The sequence below is a fragment of the Burkholderia sp. HI2714 genome (genome assembly GCF_002223085.1).
GTDB lineage: Bacteria > Pseudomonadota > Gammaproteobacteria > Burkholderiales > Burkholderiaceae > Burkholderia > Burkholderia lata_D.
On the sequence record NZ_NKFM01000061.1, the window covers coordinates 1 to 14,484 of the forward strand.

The following is a 14,484-nucleotide window of genomic DNA, read 5'->3' on the forward strand; positions in this document are numbered from 1 at the left end:
GGTTGTTCTTCAGCGCGATCTCGATCAGCCGCTGCAGGCGCGGATCGACGAAGAACTCGCGCCAGCCGATGGCGGTCGCAGCTTGCCCGTTCGCGCTGCGCGCGCCGGCCGCACCCGGCTGCGTCGCATAGACGCCGCCGGCCGGGTACGCCTGCGCGACGGGCGCATCGGGCCGCTTGTAATGCGGCGCCATCGTGCAGCCCGCGGCGAACAACGCGGCAGCCAGGGCGACCGCGGTTGCAGTCAAAGCGTGTTTTTGCATCGTTACTGCCCCTTCGAATCGTGTGCGTCGTCGTGACCACGCTGCAGGTCGCCCTGCACGAGACGCCATGCGTCGTCGACGTTTTCCGTCTCGCCGCTGAAGATCGCGCGAACCCGCACGAAGAACATGGGGATCATGAAGATCGCGAGGAACGTCGCCGTGATCATCCCGCCGATCACGCCCGTACCGATCGCGTGCTGGCTCGCCGAGCCCGCGCCGTTGCTGATCGCAAGCGGCAGCACGCCGAGCATGAACGCGAGCGACGTCATCAGGATCGGACGCAGCCGCAGGCGCGCCGCCTCGATCGCCGCGCGCACCGGCCCCATGTTTCCGCCCGCCTGCAACTCGCGCGCGAACTCGACGATCAGGATCGCGTTCTTCGCGGACAGGCCCACGGTCGTCAGCAGGCCGACCTGGAAGAACACGTCGTTCTCGAGGCCGCGCAGCATCGTCGCGAGCAGCGCGCCGACCACGCCGAGCGGCACGACCATGATCACCGAGAACGGGATCGACCAGCTTTCATACAACGCCGCGAGACACAGGAACACGACGAGGATCGAGATCGCGTACAGGATCGGCGCCTGCGAACCGGACTGGATTTCCTGGAACGACAGGCCCGTCCACGAGTAGCCGATACCTTCCGGCAGCTTGCTCGCGAGCGCTTCCATCGCCGCCATCGCCTGCCCGGTCGACTTGCCTTCCGCGGCCTGCCCCTGGATCTCGATCGACGACACGCCGTTGTAGCGTTCGAGCTTCGGCGAACCGTAGCTCCAGTGGCCGGTCGCGAACGCGCTGAACGGCACCATGCCGCCCGCGCTGTTGCGCACATACCAGATGTTCATGTCCTCCGGCGTCATCCGGAACGGCGCGTCAGACTGCACGTACACCTTCTTGATCCGGCCATCGGTATCCAGGAAATTGTTCACGTACTGCGACGCCCACGCGATCGAGAACGTCTGGTCGATCGCGGCAGCCGTCACGCCGAGCGCGTTCGCCTTCTCGCGGTCAATGTCGACCTTGTACTGCGGCGTATCGTTCAGGCCGTTCGGGCGCACGAGTGCCAGCGCGGGATCCTTCGCGGCCATCCCGAGCAGCTGCCCGCGCGCGGCCATCAGCGCTTCGTGGCCGAGACCGGCGTTGTCCGTCAGCTCGAAGTCGAAGCCGGCAGCGGTGCCGAGCTCGGGAATCGACGGCGGGTTGAACGGGATCACCATCGCGTCCTTGTACTGCGCGTAGTGCGCGAACGTCCGGCCGATCAGCGCCTGCACCTTCTGGTCCGAACGCTGGCGATGCTCGTACGGTTTCAGCTTCACGAACACGAGACCGGCGTTCTGGCCGCGGCCCGCAAAGCTGAAGCCATTGACCGTGAACACCGAGTCGACCGCGTCCTTCTCGGTGGTGGTCAGGTACGTGTTGATGTTGTCGAGCGTCTTGCCGGTCGTTTCCTGCGTGGAGCCGGACGGCGTCTGCACGATCATGAACATGTAGCCCTGGTCTTCATCCGGCAGGAACGACTTCGGCAGGCGCACGAACATCACGCCGACCGCGATGAACACGGCCAGGTAGATCACGAGCCAGCGGCCCGAGCGCCGGATCACGTGGTTCACGCCGCTCGTGTAGCGATCGCGGCTGCGATCGAACGTGCGGTTGAACCAGCCGAAGAAGCCCTTCTTCTCTTCGTGATGCCCTTGCGGGATCGGCTTGAGGATCGTCGCACACAGTGCCGGCGTCAGAATCAACGCGACGAGTACCGACAGCACCATCGCTGACACGATCGTCAGCGAGAACTGACGATAGATCGCGCCGACCGAGCCGCCCGAGAATGCCACCGGCACGAACACCGCCGACAGCACGAGCGCCACGCCGACGAGTGCGCCGGTGATCTGGCCCATCGCCTTGCGGGTCGCCTCCTTCGGTGACAGGCCCTCTTCCGCCATCACCCGCTCGACGTTCTCGACCACCACGATCGCATCGTCGACCAGCAGGCCGATGGCGAGCACGAGGCCGAACATCGACAGCGTGTTGATCGAGAAACCGGCGATGCCCATGATCGCGAACGTGCCGAGCAGCACGACCGGCACCGCGATCGTCGGGATGATCGTCGCCCGCAGGTTCTGCAGGAACAGGTACATCACGAGGAACACCAGCACGATACCTTCGAGCAGCGTCTTGACCACTTCCTCGATCGACAGGCGCACGAACGGCGTCGTGTCGTACGGATAGTGGACGACGAGACCGTGCGGGAAGTACTTCGACAGCTCCTGGACCTTGGCCCGCAGCGCCGTCGCGGTGGCCAGCGCGTTCGCGCCGGTCGCGAGCTGGATCCCGAGACCGGCCGTCGGCTGCCCCATGTACTTCGTGTCGAACGTGTAGTTCTCCGAACCCAGCGCCGCGCGGCCGACGTCCTTCAGGCGCACCTGCGAGCCGTCCTGGTTGACCTTCAGCAGGATGTTGCCGAACTGCTCGGGCGTGCGCAGCAGCGTCGATTCGGTAATCGTCGCCTGCAGCATCGTGCCCGGCTTCGCCGGCGTGCCGCCGATCTGGCCGCCCGCGATCTGCACGTTCTGCTGCGTGATCGCGGCCGACACGTCGGTCGGCGTGAGGCTGTAGTTGGTCAGCTTGACCGGGTCGAGCCAGATGCGCATCGAAAACTGCGAACCGAGCAGCAGCGTCTGGCCAACGCCGTTCACGCGGCTGAGCGGATCGAGCACGTGCGACGCCACGTAGTTCGTCAGGTCCTCCTTCGACATGCTGCCGTCCTCGGAATTGAACGCGAACCACATCAGCCAGTTGCTGCTCGACTTCGTGACCTGCATGCCGAGCTGCTGCACGACCTGCGGCAGGTTCGGCGTCGCGAGCGACAGCTTGTTCTGCACCTGCACTTGCGCGACGTCCGGATTCGTGCCCGGCGCGAAGGTCAGCGTGATCGTCGCGTTGCCCGAGTCATCGCTCGTCGACGACATGTACAGGAAGTTGTCGAGACCGCTCATCTGCTGCTCGATCACCTGCGTCACCGTGTCTTCCACCGTCTTCGCAGAAGCGCCCGGATAGTTCGCCTGGATCTGGATCGTCGGCGGTGCAATCGTCGGATACTGCGCGATCGGCATCTTGAAGATCGATGCGACGCCGGCCAGCATCAGCACGATCGCGATCACCCACGCAAAGATCGGGCGATCGATAAAGAACTTGGCCATGAAACGGACTCCTTGTTATTGCGCGGCCGACGCAGCGGTCGAACGCGCGGCAGCATGGGCGGCAGTGCTCGCCGGCGCGGCGCCGGACGCATTCGCGGCGCTTGCCGGTGTGCCGGACGCTGCGTCCGGCGCCGGTGCGAGCTGCGCCGCGACGGTCTTCACGGTCGCACCCGGGCGCACCTTGTCGACGCCCTGCACGATCACGTGGTCGCCCGCTTCCAGACCGCCTTCGACGATCCAGTCCTGGCCATACGTGCCGGCCGTCGTCAACGGACGTGTCTCGACCTTGTTGGCCGCGTTCACGACCAGTGCGATCGCCTGGCCCTTCTGGTCATGCGTGACGCCGATCTGCGGCACCAGGAACGCGTTCTCGTTCACGCCTTCCTCGATCCGTGCGCGCACGAACATGCCCGGCAGCAGCACACGGCCCGGGTTCGGGAAGATCGCGCGAATCGTTACCGAGCCGGTGGCCTGGTCGACCGTCACGTCCGAGAACTGCAGCTTGCCGGCTTCCGAATAGGTCTTGCCGTCTTCCAGGATCAGCGACACCTTCGCCGCGCCCGGGCCGCTCGTTTTCAGCTTGCCGCTCTGCACGTCCTGGCGCAGCTTCAGCCCGTCGAGGCTCGACTGCGTGAGGTCCACGTACACCGGATCGAGCTGCTGCACCGTCGACATCAACGTCGCCTGGCTCGCCTGCACATACGCGCCCGGCGTCACCTGCGAGATGCCGACGCGGCCTGAAACCGGCGAGACGACATCGGTGTAGCCGAGGTTGATCTGCGCGGTATCGACCGCCGCCTTGCCCGCTGCGACGTCCGCCGCGGCCTGCCCTTGCGTGGCCACGGCGTTGTCGTAGTCCTGCTTGCTGACCGCGTTCGCGGCCACCAGCACCTTGTAGCGCGCGACCAGCGCGTTCTGCGTGACGAGGTTCGCCTGTGCCCTCGCGAGCGTCGCCTTCGCGCTGTTCAGCGCGGCGACGTACGGTGCCGGATCGATCTTGTACAGACGCTGGCCGGCCTTGACGTCGGTGCCTTCGGTGAATTCGCGACGCAGCACGATGCCGTCGACACGCGCGCGGACCTGCGCAACGAGGAACGCGCTGGTGCGGCCCGGCAGTTCGGTTACCGCCGGCACGGCCTGCGGCTGGACGGTGACGATGCCGACTTCCGGCGTTTGCGGCGGCGGTGCCGATTCTTTTTTCCCGCACGCGGCCAGGAAAACGGCGGCCGTTGCGGCAGTGATTAAGCGGTATGGAACCCGTTCGACGCGCATGGAGCGACCTCTCACAAATAGACGACCTTCAATGGGAATCACCAGATCTCCTCGTGACCTGCACGCGCGGCCGGAATGCTGTCGCTTCCTGTTTGCCGCGGATGCGGTCGCGTATTTCGGGCGTGCGTTGCGCCCTGCGGAGCGTTCGTTCGTCGAACTGCTTCCGAGGAAAAAGAACCATGAGCCCGCAGCGCTGGCGGGCGGGCGTTGCTGCGGCGATCAACCGGGCTGCTAGCGCGCGGGCCGGAACGCGGCGCCGGCGAATTCGACGAATGCCCGTGCAGCGGCCGGCAGATGCGCGGTGCGCGCATGCGCGAGCTTCAGCGTGACGGGCGCGAGCGGGCGAACCGGCGCGACGCGCACCAGCGTGCCGGCCACCAGATCGGCATCGACGAGATACGCGGGCAGCACTGCAGCGCCCATGCCGGCCACCGCCAGCCGCCGCGCCATTTCGAGATGGCCGACACCCGGACTGGCGCCGGGCGCCGTGTCGGATCGAAACGCAGCCGCATCGTCATCGCCGGTCGCCGGCAGATCGAGCCGCACGGCCGTGATGTCCGGCCAGTCGCCCGACGCAGCCGCGCCGCCATGCGCGTCGACATAAGTCGGCGCCGCGACGCGCACGGATTCGTAGGCGGCCAGCGTGTGCAGCGCATGCGCACCTGTCACCGGCATGCCGTCGGTGAGGAACGCGACGTCGATGGCTTCGGATGTCAGGTCGACATGGGCATCGGTCAGCGTGACGGTCGGCCGCACGTCCGGAAACCGGTTCACGAAACGATCGAGCAATGCGCTCAACTGGCTGAGCCCGAACGCGACCGGCGCGGCAATGCGCAGCGCGCCTTCCGGCTTGCTGCCCATCGCGACGAAACGCCCGTCGATCTCGTCGATCGCACCGAGAATCCGCTCGACGCGCGCGAGGTACAGCTCGCCGATTTCCGTCAGCGACTGGTGGCAGGTGCTGCGTTGAAGCAGGCGCGCGCCCAGGCGCGTCTCGAGCGCATCGACCAGCCGGCTCGCCATCGCCGTCGACACGCGCAGCCGGGTTGCCGCCCGGCGAAAGCCGCCTTCCCTTGCCACCGTCACGAATGCCCGAATCGATTGAAGTTGGTCCATTTGTCCGGATTCCCCTGCGCGGTCGACTGCCTTGACGCGGGCGCCCGTCGCCGCATCGCGACCGACATGCAACGGCCCGGCCAATGCGGCCGCACCGACGCCAGCCACGCCGGGTCGGTCGGCACGCTCGCGCCAGACGCGAGCCGGCATGCAACGGACGCAAGCCGGCCTCGGCTGGCCCGATGCATGAATATTCGAATAGCAGTCCTGAGTCTTTTCCAGTGGTTCGCCGCGACAACGCCGGCGGCGCCCGCCGGCCATGCGACGCTCATGCCCGCATCGCCCGAGCGCACTGGATCACGTTTGTTTCAGCAGGTGCAATGGTATGAAAACGGCCGGAAAATGGCTTGCCCGATCCTGCGATTGTTTTGCCTTAATTTCCGAATTTGTGCGCTGCACACGGCGCAGCGGCGAGCGAGGCGGTCACCGGCCATGCAGATCCGGATGATCGGGCTAATTTCCCACAGATTTAGGCAATCACGTGCACGCGACTCGCCGTACGATGTGACCGCCGTGCCGGCCCCCCCTGCCGGGACACCAACAGGGAATCGCAGCCGCGCACCTTGCACCGACCACTCCGCCATCCGCTCACGCACCATGGAAATCGACGCCCGAACGCCGCCGCTACAGCGCATCACGCCCGATCACGACCCTCGGTCGCCGGCCCGGTCGCCCACGGCCCGACTCGCTGCGCTGATCGCCGCGTATGCACCGCACGACGGCACGTTCGCGCTCCCGGTACGTGGCATGCGCATCGGGCGTGCCTCCGCGTCGCCGCCGCACTGGAACCATGGCGTGCACCACGCGTGCCTGAGCATCGTCGGGCAAGGCGCGAAATCGACGCAGGTTGGCGACGACACCTACGTGATCGACGAATCACGGATGCTGGTGGCGACAGCCGACCTGCCCGTCACCGGCCGCGTGATGCGCGCGAGCCCGGCCGAACCATTCCTTTATGCGCAACTGGAACTCGACCCGGCCCGCATCGCGGCACTCACGCCACGCGTGTTTCCGCTCGGGCTGCCGAAGGCGGTCGACTGCCGTGCACTCGACACGCAGGATGCCCAGCCTGAAATCGTCGACGCCGTCGTGCGCCTGATGCAACTGGTCGCGCACCCCGACGACATCGACCTGCTCGCGCCGCTGATCGTCGACGAAATCCTCATTCGGCTGCTGCGGGGCCCGTCGGGTGCACGCGTCGCGCAGGTCGGCCAGGCCGATTCGACGACGCAGCGCATCTCGCGCGCCGTCGCCTGGATACGCGACCACTACCTCGATCCAATGACGGTCGAATCGCTCGCGCGGCAGGTGGACATGAGCCCGTCGACCTTCCATCACCACTTTCGTGCGGTCACGTCGATGAGCCCGTTGCAATGCCAGAAGGTACTGCGGCTGCAGGAGGCGCGCCGACTGATGTGCCTGTCGGCAATGGATGCGCGGCAGGCGTGCCGCAGTGTCGGCTATGTGAGTGCGTCGCAATTCAGCCGCGAATACGCACGCCTGTTCGGCGATGCGCCGGGCCGCGATGTGCTGAAGCTGCGCGACGAAGCGGTGCCGCTATCCCGCGTCGCGCCGTAGGCCCGGCTCGACGCGTGCCCGATTGCGGACGGTGTGGCACGGTCATTCCGCCGTTGAGCGGTTACTTGCCGGCCGGACCATCAAGCGAGCGCAGGTGGCGCGGCCAGACTGACGTCGACGCGTTTCGGCAGGACGCCTGTCTGGTAGAACACATCGGCGATACGCTGCTGATACGCGAGCGTGTCGCGCGTGACGGGCTCGACACCGAAGCGCGCGCGGCGAAATGCGAGCGCCACCGCCGGCTCCGGAATCCCCCATAGCTTCGAGAACTCGGCCGCACCCTGCGCGCGGTTCGCATCGAGCCACCGCTGGACCGCCGTCAATTCCGACACGGCCGCGTCCAGCACGTCGGCATTGCGCTGCGCATAGGTGCGCGACGCAAAGTAGTAGCTACGATTCTCGACGAGCCCGGTGCCGTCCGCGACGATGCGCGCGCCGAACGCCTGCTGGACCACCGCGAGAAACGGATCCCAGATGATCCACGCATCGACCGAACGATTTTCGAACGCGGCGCGCGCATCGGACGGCGACAGCCAGACCGGCGAGATGTCGCCATAGTTGAGCTTGGCGGACTGCAGCAGCCGGACCAGCAGGAAGTGCGTGTTCGATCCCTTCACCAGCGCGATGCGCTTGCCGCGCAGGTCCGCGAAGGTCCTGACCGGCGAATCCTTCGCGACCACCAATGCCTCGGCCGCGGGGCCGGCCGGCGTTTGCGCGTAATAGACGAGTGGCGCGCCGGCCGCGAGCGCGAAGATCGGCGGTGCCTCACCGACATCGCCGAAGTCGATCGATCCCGCGTTCAGTGCCTCGAGCTGCGGCGGCCCCGACGGAAACTCGGTCCACGTGACGGTCACGCCGAGTGTCGCGAGCTTGCTCTGCAGCGTACCGCGTGCCTTCAACAGGCTGAGCGGCCCTTTCTGATAGCCGATGCGCAACGTACGCGCGCCGGCGGTGCTCGCCAGCGCAAAGCCCGGATGCGCGGCGGCGCCCGCCGCGATCGCCAGGCCAGCATGCAGGAGCCGGCGGCGGGTTGTGGAGTGTTGGTCTGCCATGTCGTATCGGGTTCGATGAAGAGGATGCGGCGTTGCGCACGCATGCGATGAAGCCGGTCGAACCGATTCTAGGGGAGTGGCGCCGCGCATCGAACCAACGTTGTTCGATAACGAAAGCAAGCGCTTTCATAAGGGCACGCCGGTTACCCGGGCATCATTGCCCGGGTCGGTCGCGAGGACGCCGCCGACATCCGCGCAAAACAAAGGACTACGGATTATTTATCGTTTGATGCGCAGCCTCGGGCTCACACGCCGAAGGTTCGACTTCAGGACTTGCAGGAAGCGGTCAGCGCAGCCTCGTCGGCAGCGAGCAACTCGGGCACGCATTCGCGCAGGAAATCGACGAACGTGCGGATCTTCGCATCGAGATACTGGCGCGATGCGTACAGCGTATAGACCGTCAGCTTCTGCAACCGGTATTCGGGCAGCACGCGCACCAGCGCGCCGCTCGCGAGCCCGGGCAGTGCGGCCGACATCGGCAGCGAACCGATCCCGAGCCCGGCACGCAGCGCGGCGCCGAGCGCATCGGCGATGTTCACCTGGAAATCCGGCAATGGCAGTTCGAACGTTTCGCGTCCGTTGGGACCATCGAGATGCCAACGGTCGCGCGGAAAGAGCGGCGTGACGATCTGCAGGCACGCATGCCCGTCGAGGTCGCTCACCGTCTGCGGCGTGCCGCGCGCCTTCAGGTATGCGGGTGACGCGCACAGCACGCTGCCCACTTCGCCGAGCCGCTGCGACACGAGCCCGGAATCGGGCAACTCGGTCGTGCTCAACTGCAGCGATACGTCATAGCCTTCGTCGATGATGTCGGGCACATGCTGCGACAGCGTCAGTTCGACCGCAACCGACGGATAGCGCTCACGGTAGCGCACGACAGCGGGCACCACGTAGGACTGGCCGAAACTCGTCGTCGCGTGAACGTGCAGCCGTCCCGACGGCTTCGCCTGTGCGTCGGCCGCCTCGGCTTCCGCCTCGTCGATATAGCCGAGGATGCGCTGGCAGCGGTCGAGATAACGCTGCCCGGCGTCGGTCAGCGCGATACGGCGTGTGCTGCGGTTGAGCAGGCGCGTGCGCAGATGCGTTTCGAGCTGCGCGACCGACCGCGATGCGTAGGCCGTCGTGATGTCCAGGCGCTGGGCGGCGCTCGTGAAGCTGCCCTCCTCCGCCACCCGGACGAAAATGCGCATCATCTGTAACGTGTCCATCGGCCTGTCCCCGGGATTGAGATCACGTCGCGCCACCGCGCGGCCATGGTGCCGGCAGCGCCGGCGCAGGCCGGTCTGGCGCGAATTGTGCGGAACAGTACAGCAGCCGTGCAGACGTGTCCAGTTCGTCGTATTCGGCGTAATCCGGATGCCGAATCGTGTCGCCGAGTCGCCCTGCGCGCGGTGTACGGACCGAGCGCATACGCGCCCCCGTCGCGCCGGCACGCGACCGGCATCGGATCGGCAAAAACTACCCGGCGACCACGATGCCGCCGCGCGATTCACGGCATGGATGACGTATTAGGCCCCGGCGGCCGCATCGAACGGATTACGCAACACGATCGTGTCGTCGCGCTCCGCGCCGGTCGTGATCATCGATACCGGTGCGCCGGCGACCGCTTCGACGCGTGCAATGAAATCCTGCGCGGCGCGCGGCAGCGCCGCACGTTCACGTACCCCCTTCACGGTGCCGCGCCAGCCGTCGAACCGCTCGTACACCGGCTTCGCGCGCGCCTGCGCATCGAGGCTCGCCGGCAGATGATCCACCCGCACGCCATCGAGTTCGTAGCCGACGCACAGCGCGATCGACTCGAAACCGTCGAGCACGTCGAGCTTGGTGAGCGCCAGCGAATCGATGCCCGAGACCCTGACGGCCTGACGCAACTGCGCGGCATCGAGCCATCCGCAGCGGCGCGGTCGGCCGGTATTCACGCCGAACTCCTGCCCGCGCGCGCGCAGCGTTTCGCCGGTCGCGTCGGACAGCTCGGTGAGGAACGGGCCGCCGCCGACCCGCGTCGCATACGCCTTGGTGACGCCCAGCACGTGGCCAAGCTTCGACGCACCCAGCCCGGTACCGGCCGCCGCCGCCGAGGCAACGGTGCCGGACGACGTCACGAACGGGTACGTGCCCCAGTCGATGTCCAGCATCACGGCTTGAGACCCTTCGAACAGGATGCGCTCGCCGCGGTCGGTCGCGTCGTTGAGATCGGCCCAGACGGAGCGCACGAACGGCAGGATCCGCGGCGCCAGGTCGATCAGCGTCGCCAGCATCGCATCACGGGAATACTCGTCGAGCCCCAGGCCGCGGAACCATGCGTTGTGATGGTCGACGAGCACATCCAGTTTTGCGGCGAGCCGGCCCGGTTCCGCGAGATCGCCGACGCGCAGCCCGCGACGCCCGACCTTGTCCTCGTAGGCCGGCCCGATCCCGCGCAGCGTGGTGCCGATCGGCTCGCGGCGCAGACGCTCCTGAGCCTGATCGATCGCGCGGTGGATCGGCAGCACCAGCGTGGCGTTCTCGGCGATCGACAGGCTATCCGGCGTCACCGACAGCCCCAGCTCGGCCATCCGCCCGATTTCCGCGAGCAGCGCTTCCGGATCGAGCGCCACGCCGTTGCCGATCACGCCGCGCTTGCCGCGCACGACACCGCTCGGCAGCAGCGCGAGCTTGTACGTCTTGCCGCCGACGACCAGCGTATGACCCGCGTTGTGGCCGCCGTTGTAGCGTGCAACGAGATCGGCCTGTGCGGCCAGCCAGTCCACGACGCGCCCCTTACCTTCGTCGCCCCATTGGGCGCCCACGACCACCACGTTCGGCATGCTCCGCACTCCATGTGAGAAATTCAGACAATCATTCGGCCGACCGGGCCGTTTGTATGCCATATTGGCGGAGCTTGAGCACCCGATCAAACGATTAAACCTGAACCATCGTGTGAGTAAATATCACACGAACGATCCAATGGCCCGACGACTCCCTCCGCTGAATTCGCTGCGTGCGTTCGAAGCCGCCGCGCGCCTCGGCAGTTTCACGCTGGCCGCGGACGAACTGTGCGTGACCCATGGCGCGATCAGCCGGCACGTGCAGCAGCTGGAAGCCTGGCTCGGACGGCCACTGTTCGAACGCCATAACCGGCGGGTCGAGCTGACCGACTCGGGCCGGGCGTATCTCGCCGAGGTCGGCGCGTCGTTCGACCGGATCGCGCTCGCCACCGCGCAGCATTTCGGCCACGCGCAGCAGCGCGTGTTGCGCGTCAGCGCCCCCGCGACGTTTTCGTTGCGCTGGCTGGTGCCGAAGCTGTCGTCGTTCCAGGTCGCCCATCCGGCCATCGAGGTGCGGCTGTCGACGTCGAACGAGCCGATCGACAAGCTGCGCGACAAGGTCGACCTGATCGTTCGCGGCGGCCCGCAGGCCATCGACGGTTACGTTGCCGAGGAATTCCTGTCCGAAGTCCGGCTGCCGGTGTGTGCGCCGAAGCTGCTGGAAGGCCGGCCGTTGCATACGCCTGCCGATCTGGCCGGCTTCACGCTGCTGCACGCTGCCACCTATCCCGGCATGTGGCCTGAATGGCTCGCGGCAGCCGGACAGCCGAATCTCGTGCCGCGCCACTCGCTCACGCTCGAGCACTTCTACCTGACGCTGCAGGGCGCACTCGACGGGCTTGGCGTCGCGATGGGACCGATCGCGCTCGTCGCGGACGACATCGCGGAAGGTCGGCTGGTGCAGCCGTTCAGCGAACCGGCACTGCCGCCGTGGCGCTACTTCACGTACGTGGCCTCGGCACGCGCGAATGACGAAGCGGTGCGGGCGTTCAAGGATTGGTTGAAGGTGGCGGGAAATACGGCCGCGCCGGGCGTGCGGAACTGACTGCGTCGGTGTGCGGAGAGCGCGCGCCGAGATAGACAGGAATGCGAAACAAATAACGCAAACGCCTGGATCGCGTTTGCCTTCGTCGATACCGGGAATGCTGTTTTCGAGGTGCGCCGCGGAACCGCGACGCACGCGGCAAGCCGCGGATCGAACCGTGGCTTGCCGCCGGCCGGCGCTTACTGACTTGCGCCGGCGGCTTTCTTCTCCGCGTTCTGCAGGTTCTGCGGATAGTTCGGATCATTGGCCGCGGGCTTGTAACCGGCGTCTTCGAGTTTCTTCAGCTCGGCGTTGTTCTTCGCACGTGCTGCCTTGTGCTCTGCCTTGCGTTGGGCCCGGGCAGCCTTGCGTGCCTGGCTCTTCGCTGCCTTCGCGTCCTGTGCCGCAGGTGCGCTGGCGTCGGTCTGCGCAAACGCAGGAACTGCCGAGCCGAACAGGAACGCGGCTGCGGTAGCAGCCAGCGTGAGTTTTCTGATCTGGATTTGCATCGCTGAACTCTCTTATCTGGTTTATCACGGATTGAAAGACCATCGAGATACCGCCCCTGCCCCGATCGGTTGTCATGCCGAGTTCGGGACCTGTGCATCATAACCGCGCCGCGAAAAATGTGGCGCCAACGTGGGAACGGAATGGGGATACACCTATGGGAGACAACGTGGATGCCCGGTCGACTGTCACCGACAGGACGAACTGTGTGGCGTGTGCCGATCGCGCTGCGGCGGAGACAGGACACAGTCGGTGTACCCGCGATTCAGCGCAGAGGATGGGTCATGTGCGCCCGGTGCAGTGCGATGTGAGTGACCCAGGACTGTTTCATAGGGGGTGTTGCCGGCACGCTCGCGCCTGAGGTGACTGTTATCAGACCATTCACGATCACAGCATCAGCAGTCGAACTGTGTGCCGCGTTGCCAGTCGACGCGGTTCAAGCGACGGTTCCTCCCATAAACGACCACGATTCGGTTTTGCGGCGATCAACGCATGCACGATTGCGTCGCCACGGCGCGCAGCATTCGATCCGTCAACCAATCGCCGCACTGTGATGCCGAGCGCTACCTGGGCCGGTACAACGCGTCACCGCGTGATCCTGTGGGTCCGTATGACGAATGGTGTGAACACATCGCGTGTGGTGAAGAGATCGGCGGGATTCACTTCACGGTTGCGCCGACGGTGCCGCACCGATGTCGCTGCGCTCGTCCGGTGACCGTGGCACGTCGGGTTGCGATGTGGCGGCCACGCTTGTGATCCGTCCGATTCGGCTCAGGAACGCACCGCGCAACGGGTGCGAATCACAGGTTTTTCATTCCGTAGCGTGGCTCGCCCGGAATCCAGCCGGGTGCCGCTGCCTGCACAGCATGCCGATTCCTGCGGCCTCGCCTGGTTGGTGAGCTTTTACAGGATTCGGAACTGTCGGAAGGTGAGCATGTTCGGGATCATCGCTCGAATTCGATTGCGGTGAGCTTCGCGGTCGCCCGCATCTTCACGTTGGTTCGCGACGTGCCCTGGATCGACCCAGGAGCCGGCGATGCGTGCAGATAGCGCCACCCACCCCGTTCATCCGCGGGAAGCCGTTCCCGGGCCTCTCCTTGTGATCCTGGTGCACAGCATTGAACTTCGGTTGGTGGCTCCAAAGGTAGAAAGTTCGAAGACCACCGAGGCAGCAAAGCGAACGACGTCGATTGCCTCTGTACACAGCCCACAGGCTAAATTTGACGAGAAGCGCGCGCGGGCAAACGGAAAAACTTGTCCATGGACAGGGAAGCATGAGTGCAAAAAACCCTTCGGCTGCCGTCCCGGATGATTTCAAACTGCTGTGAACGAAACCAGAGAGATTCATGTTTCCGGATCGTTGATCCGCTTTGCGGGTCGGTGACACGCGCTGACGAGGTCACGTAGCCGGGTTTTTTGATCCCATAAACGGGAACCTGTGCGTGGAAACGGAGCCTTCTTCCCGTTTTTCTCCCATAGGTTTCTACGTTTCGGGCTCATGTGAGTGTGTACTCACCTCTTTTGGGAGCCTTGTCGGGCCTGGAGCCTGTGTAGAACAGGGCGCCAATTCATTGTTTCCACGCTTGAATCGATTGTTTGAAGGCGAGCAACACCATAGACGGCTACCCATTGGTAGCGGTTTATGGGGTTCGTCTTTCTGCGGACGCGCACG

At 65.8% G+C, this 14,484-nt stretch carries 9 protein-coding genes and 1 pseudogene; 2 read left to right on the forward strand and 8 right to left on the reverse strand.

Annotated elements, in window-relative coordinates; genetic code table 11:
• The 4 genes and pseudogenes from CFB82_RS33545 to CFB82_RS33560 form a co-directional block, all read right to left on the reverse strand.
• Positions 1–262: pseudogene (locus CFB82_RS33545) on the reverse strand (multidrug transporter); the annotation flags it as partial.
• Between the two features lie 2 nt (positions 263–264).
• Positions 265–3,456 carry an efflux RND transporter permease subunit gene (locus tag CFB82_RS33550; RefSeq protein WP_089486755.1) on the reverse strand — a complete coding sequence of 1,064 codons (3,192 nt, stop codon included), beginning with the start codon at positions 3,454–3,456 and terminating at the stop codon, positions 265–267.
• A gap of 15 nt (positions 3,457–3,471) precedes the next feature.
• Positions 3,472–4,728 carry an efflux RND transporter periplasmic adaptor subunit gene (locus CFB82_RS33555; protein WP_089486756.1) on the reverse strand — a complete coding sequence of 419 codons (1,257 nt, stop codon included), beginning with the start codon at positions 4,726–4,728 and terminating at the stop codon, positions 3,472–3,474.
• Positions 4,729–4,959: 231 nt separating this feature from the next.
• Complete coding sequence (locus tag CFB82_RS33560; protein ID WP_089486757.1) at positions 4,960–5,844, reverse strand: LysR family transcriptional regulator; 885 nt, start codon at positions 5,842–5,844, stop codon at positions 4,960–4,962.
• A gap of 597 nt (positions 5,845–6,441) precedes the next feature.
• On the opposite strand from CFB82_RS33560, the gene CFB82_RS33565 reads away from it, so the two are divergent.
• The gene (locus CFB82_RS33565) at positions 6,442–7,422 is read left to right on the forward strand and encodes an AraC family transcriptional regulator (protein WP_179255485.1); all 981 of its coding nucleotides are present in this window, start codon (positions 6,442–6,444) and stop codon (positions 7,420–7,422) included.
• 80 nt (positions 7,423–7,502) lie between these two features.
• Here CFB82_RS33565 and CFB82_RS33570 read toward each other — a convergent pair whose 3' ends face one another.
• From CFB82_RS33570 to CFB82_RS33585, 3 genes are all read right to left on the reverse strand, one after another.
• Complete coding sequence (locus CFB82_RS33570) at positions 7,503–8,474, reverse strand: aliphatic sulfonate ABC transporter substrate-binding protein (RefSeq protein WP_089486758.1); 972 nt, start codon at positions 8,472–8,474, stop codon at positions 7,503–7,505.
• A 266-nt stretch (positions 8,475–8,740) separates the two neighbouring features.
• Entirely contained in the window at positions 8,741–9,682 is a 942-nt protein-coding gene (locus CFB82_RS33575) for a LysR family transcriptional regulator (protein ID WP_089486759.1), read from the reverse strand.
• Between the two features lie 300 nt (positions 9,683–9,982).
• A complete protein-coding gene (locus CFB82_RS33585) occupies positions 9,983–11,281 on the reverse strand; it encodes an adenylosuccinate synthase (RefSeq protein ID WP_089486761.1) in 1,299 nt (432 codons plus the stop codon).
• 139 nt (positions 11,282–11,420) lie between these two features.
• Between CFB82_RS33585 and gcvA the strand changes: the two genes are divergently transcribed.
• The gene (gene gcvA / locus CFB82_RS33590) at positions 11,421–12,326 is read left to right on the forward strand and encodes a transcriptional regulator GcvA (RefSeq protein ID WP_089476471.1); all 906 of its coding nucleotides are present in this window, start codon (positions 11,421–11,423) and stop codon (positions 12,324–12,326) included.
• 179 nt (positions 12,327–12,505) lie between these two features.
• Here gcvA and CFB82_RS33595 read toward each other — a convergent pair whose 3' ends face one another.
• Positions 12,506–12,814: a hypothetical protein gene (locus CFB82_RS33595; RefSeq protein WP_046547226.1), complete on the reverse strand. Its 309-nt coding sequence runs from the start codon at positions 12,812–12,814 to the stop codon at positions 12,506–12,508.
• Between the last annotated feature and the right edge of the window lie 1,670 nt (positions 12,815–14,484).

What these genes read in the sequence shown, in the direction of transcription:
- CFB82_RS33550 (WP_089486755.1), bottom strand. Translation starts at nt 3,456, where the DNA reads ATGGCCAAGTTCTTTATCGATCGCCCGATCTTTGCGTGGGTGATCGCG.
- CFB82_RS33555 (WP_089486756.1), bottom strand. Translation starts at nt 4,728, where the DNA reads ATGCGCGTCGAACGGGTTCCATACCGCTTAATCACTGCCGCAACGGCC.
- CFB82_RS33560 (WP_089486757.1), bottom strand. Translation starts at nt 5,844, where the DNA reads ATGGACCAACTTCAATCGATTCGGGCATTCGTGACGGTGGCAAGGGAA.
- CFB82_RS33565 (WP_179255485.1), top strand. Translation starts at nt 6,442, where the DNA reads ATGGAAATCGACGCCCGAACGCCGCCGCTACAGCGCATCACGCCCGAT.
- CFB82_RS33570 (WP_089486758.1), bottom strand. Translation starts at nt 8,474, where the DNA reads ATGGCAGACCAACACTCCACAACCCGCCGCCGGCTCCTGCATGCTGGC.
- CFB82_RS33575 (WP_089486759.1), bottom strand. Translation starts at nt 9,682, where the DNA reads ATGGACACGTTACAGATGATGCGCATTTTCGTCCGGGTGGCGGAGGAG.
- CFB82_RS33585 (WP_089486761.1), bottom strand. Translation starts at nt 11,281, where the DNA reads ATGCCGAACGTGGTGGTCGTGGGCGCCCAATGGGGCGACGAAGGTAAG.
- gcvA (WP_089476471.1), top strand. Translation starts at nt 11,421, where the DNA reads ATGGCCCGACGACTCCCTCCGCTGAATTCGCTGCGTGCGTTCGAAGCC.
- CFB82_RS33595 (WP_046547226.1), bottom strand. Translation starts at nt 12,814, where the DNA reads ATGCAAATCCAGATCAGAAAACTCACGCTGGCTGCTACCGCAGCCGCG.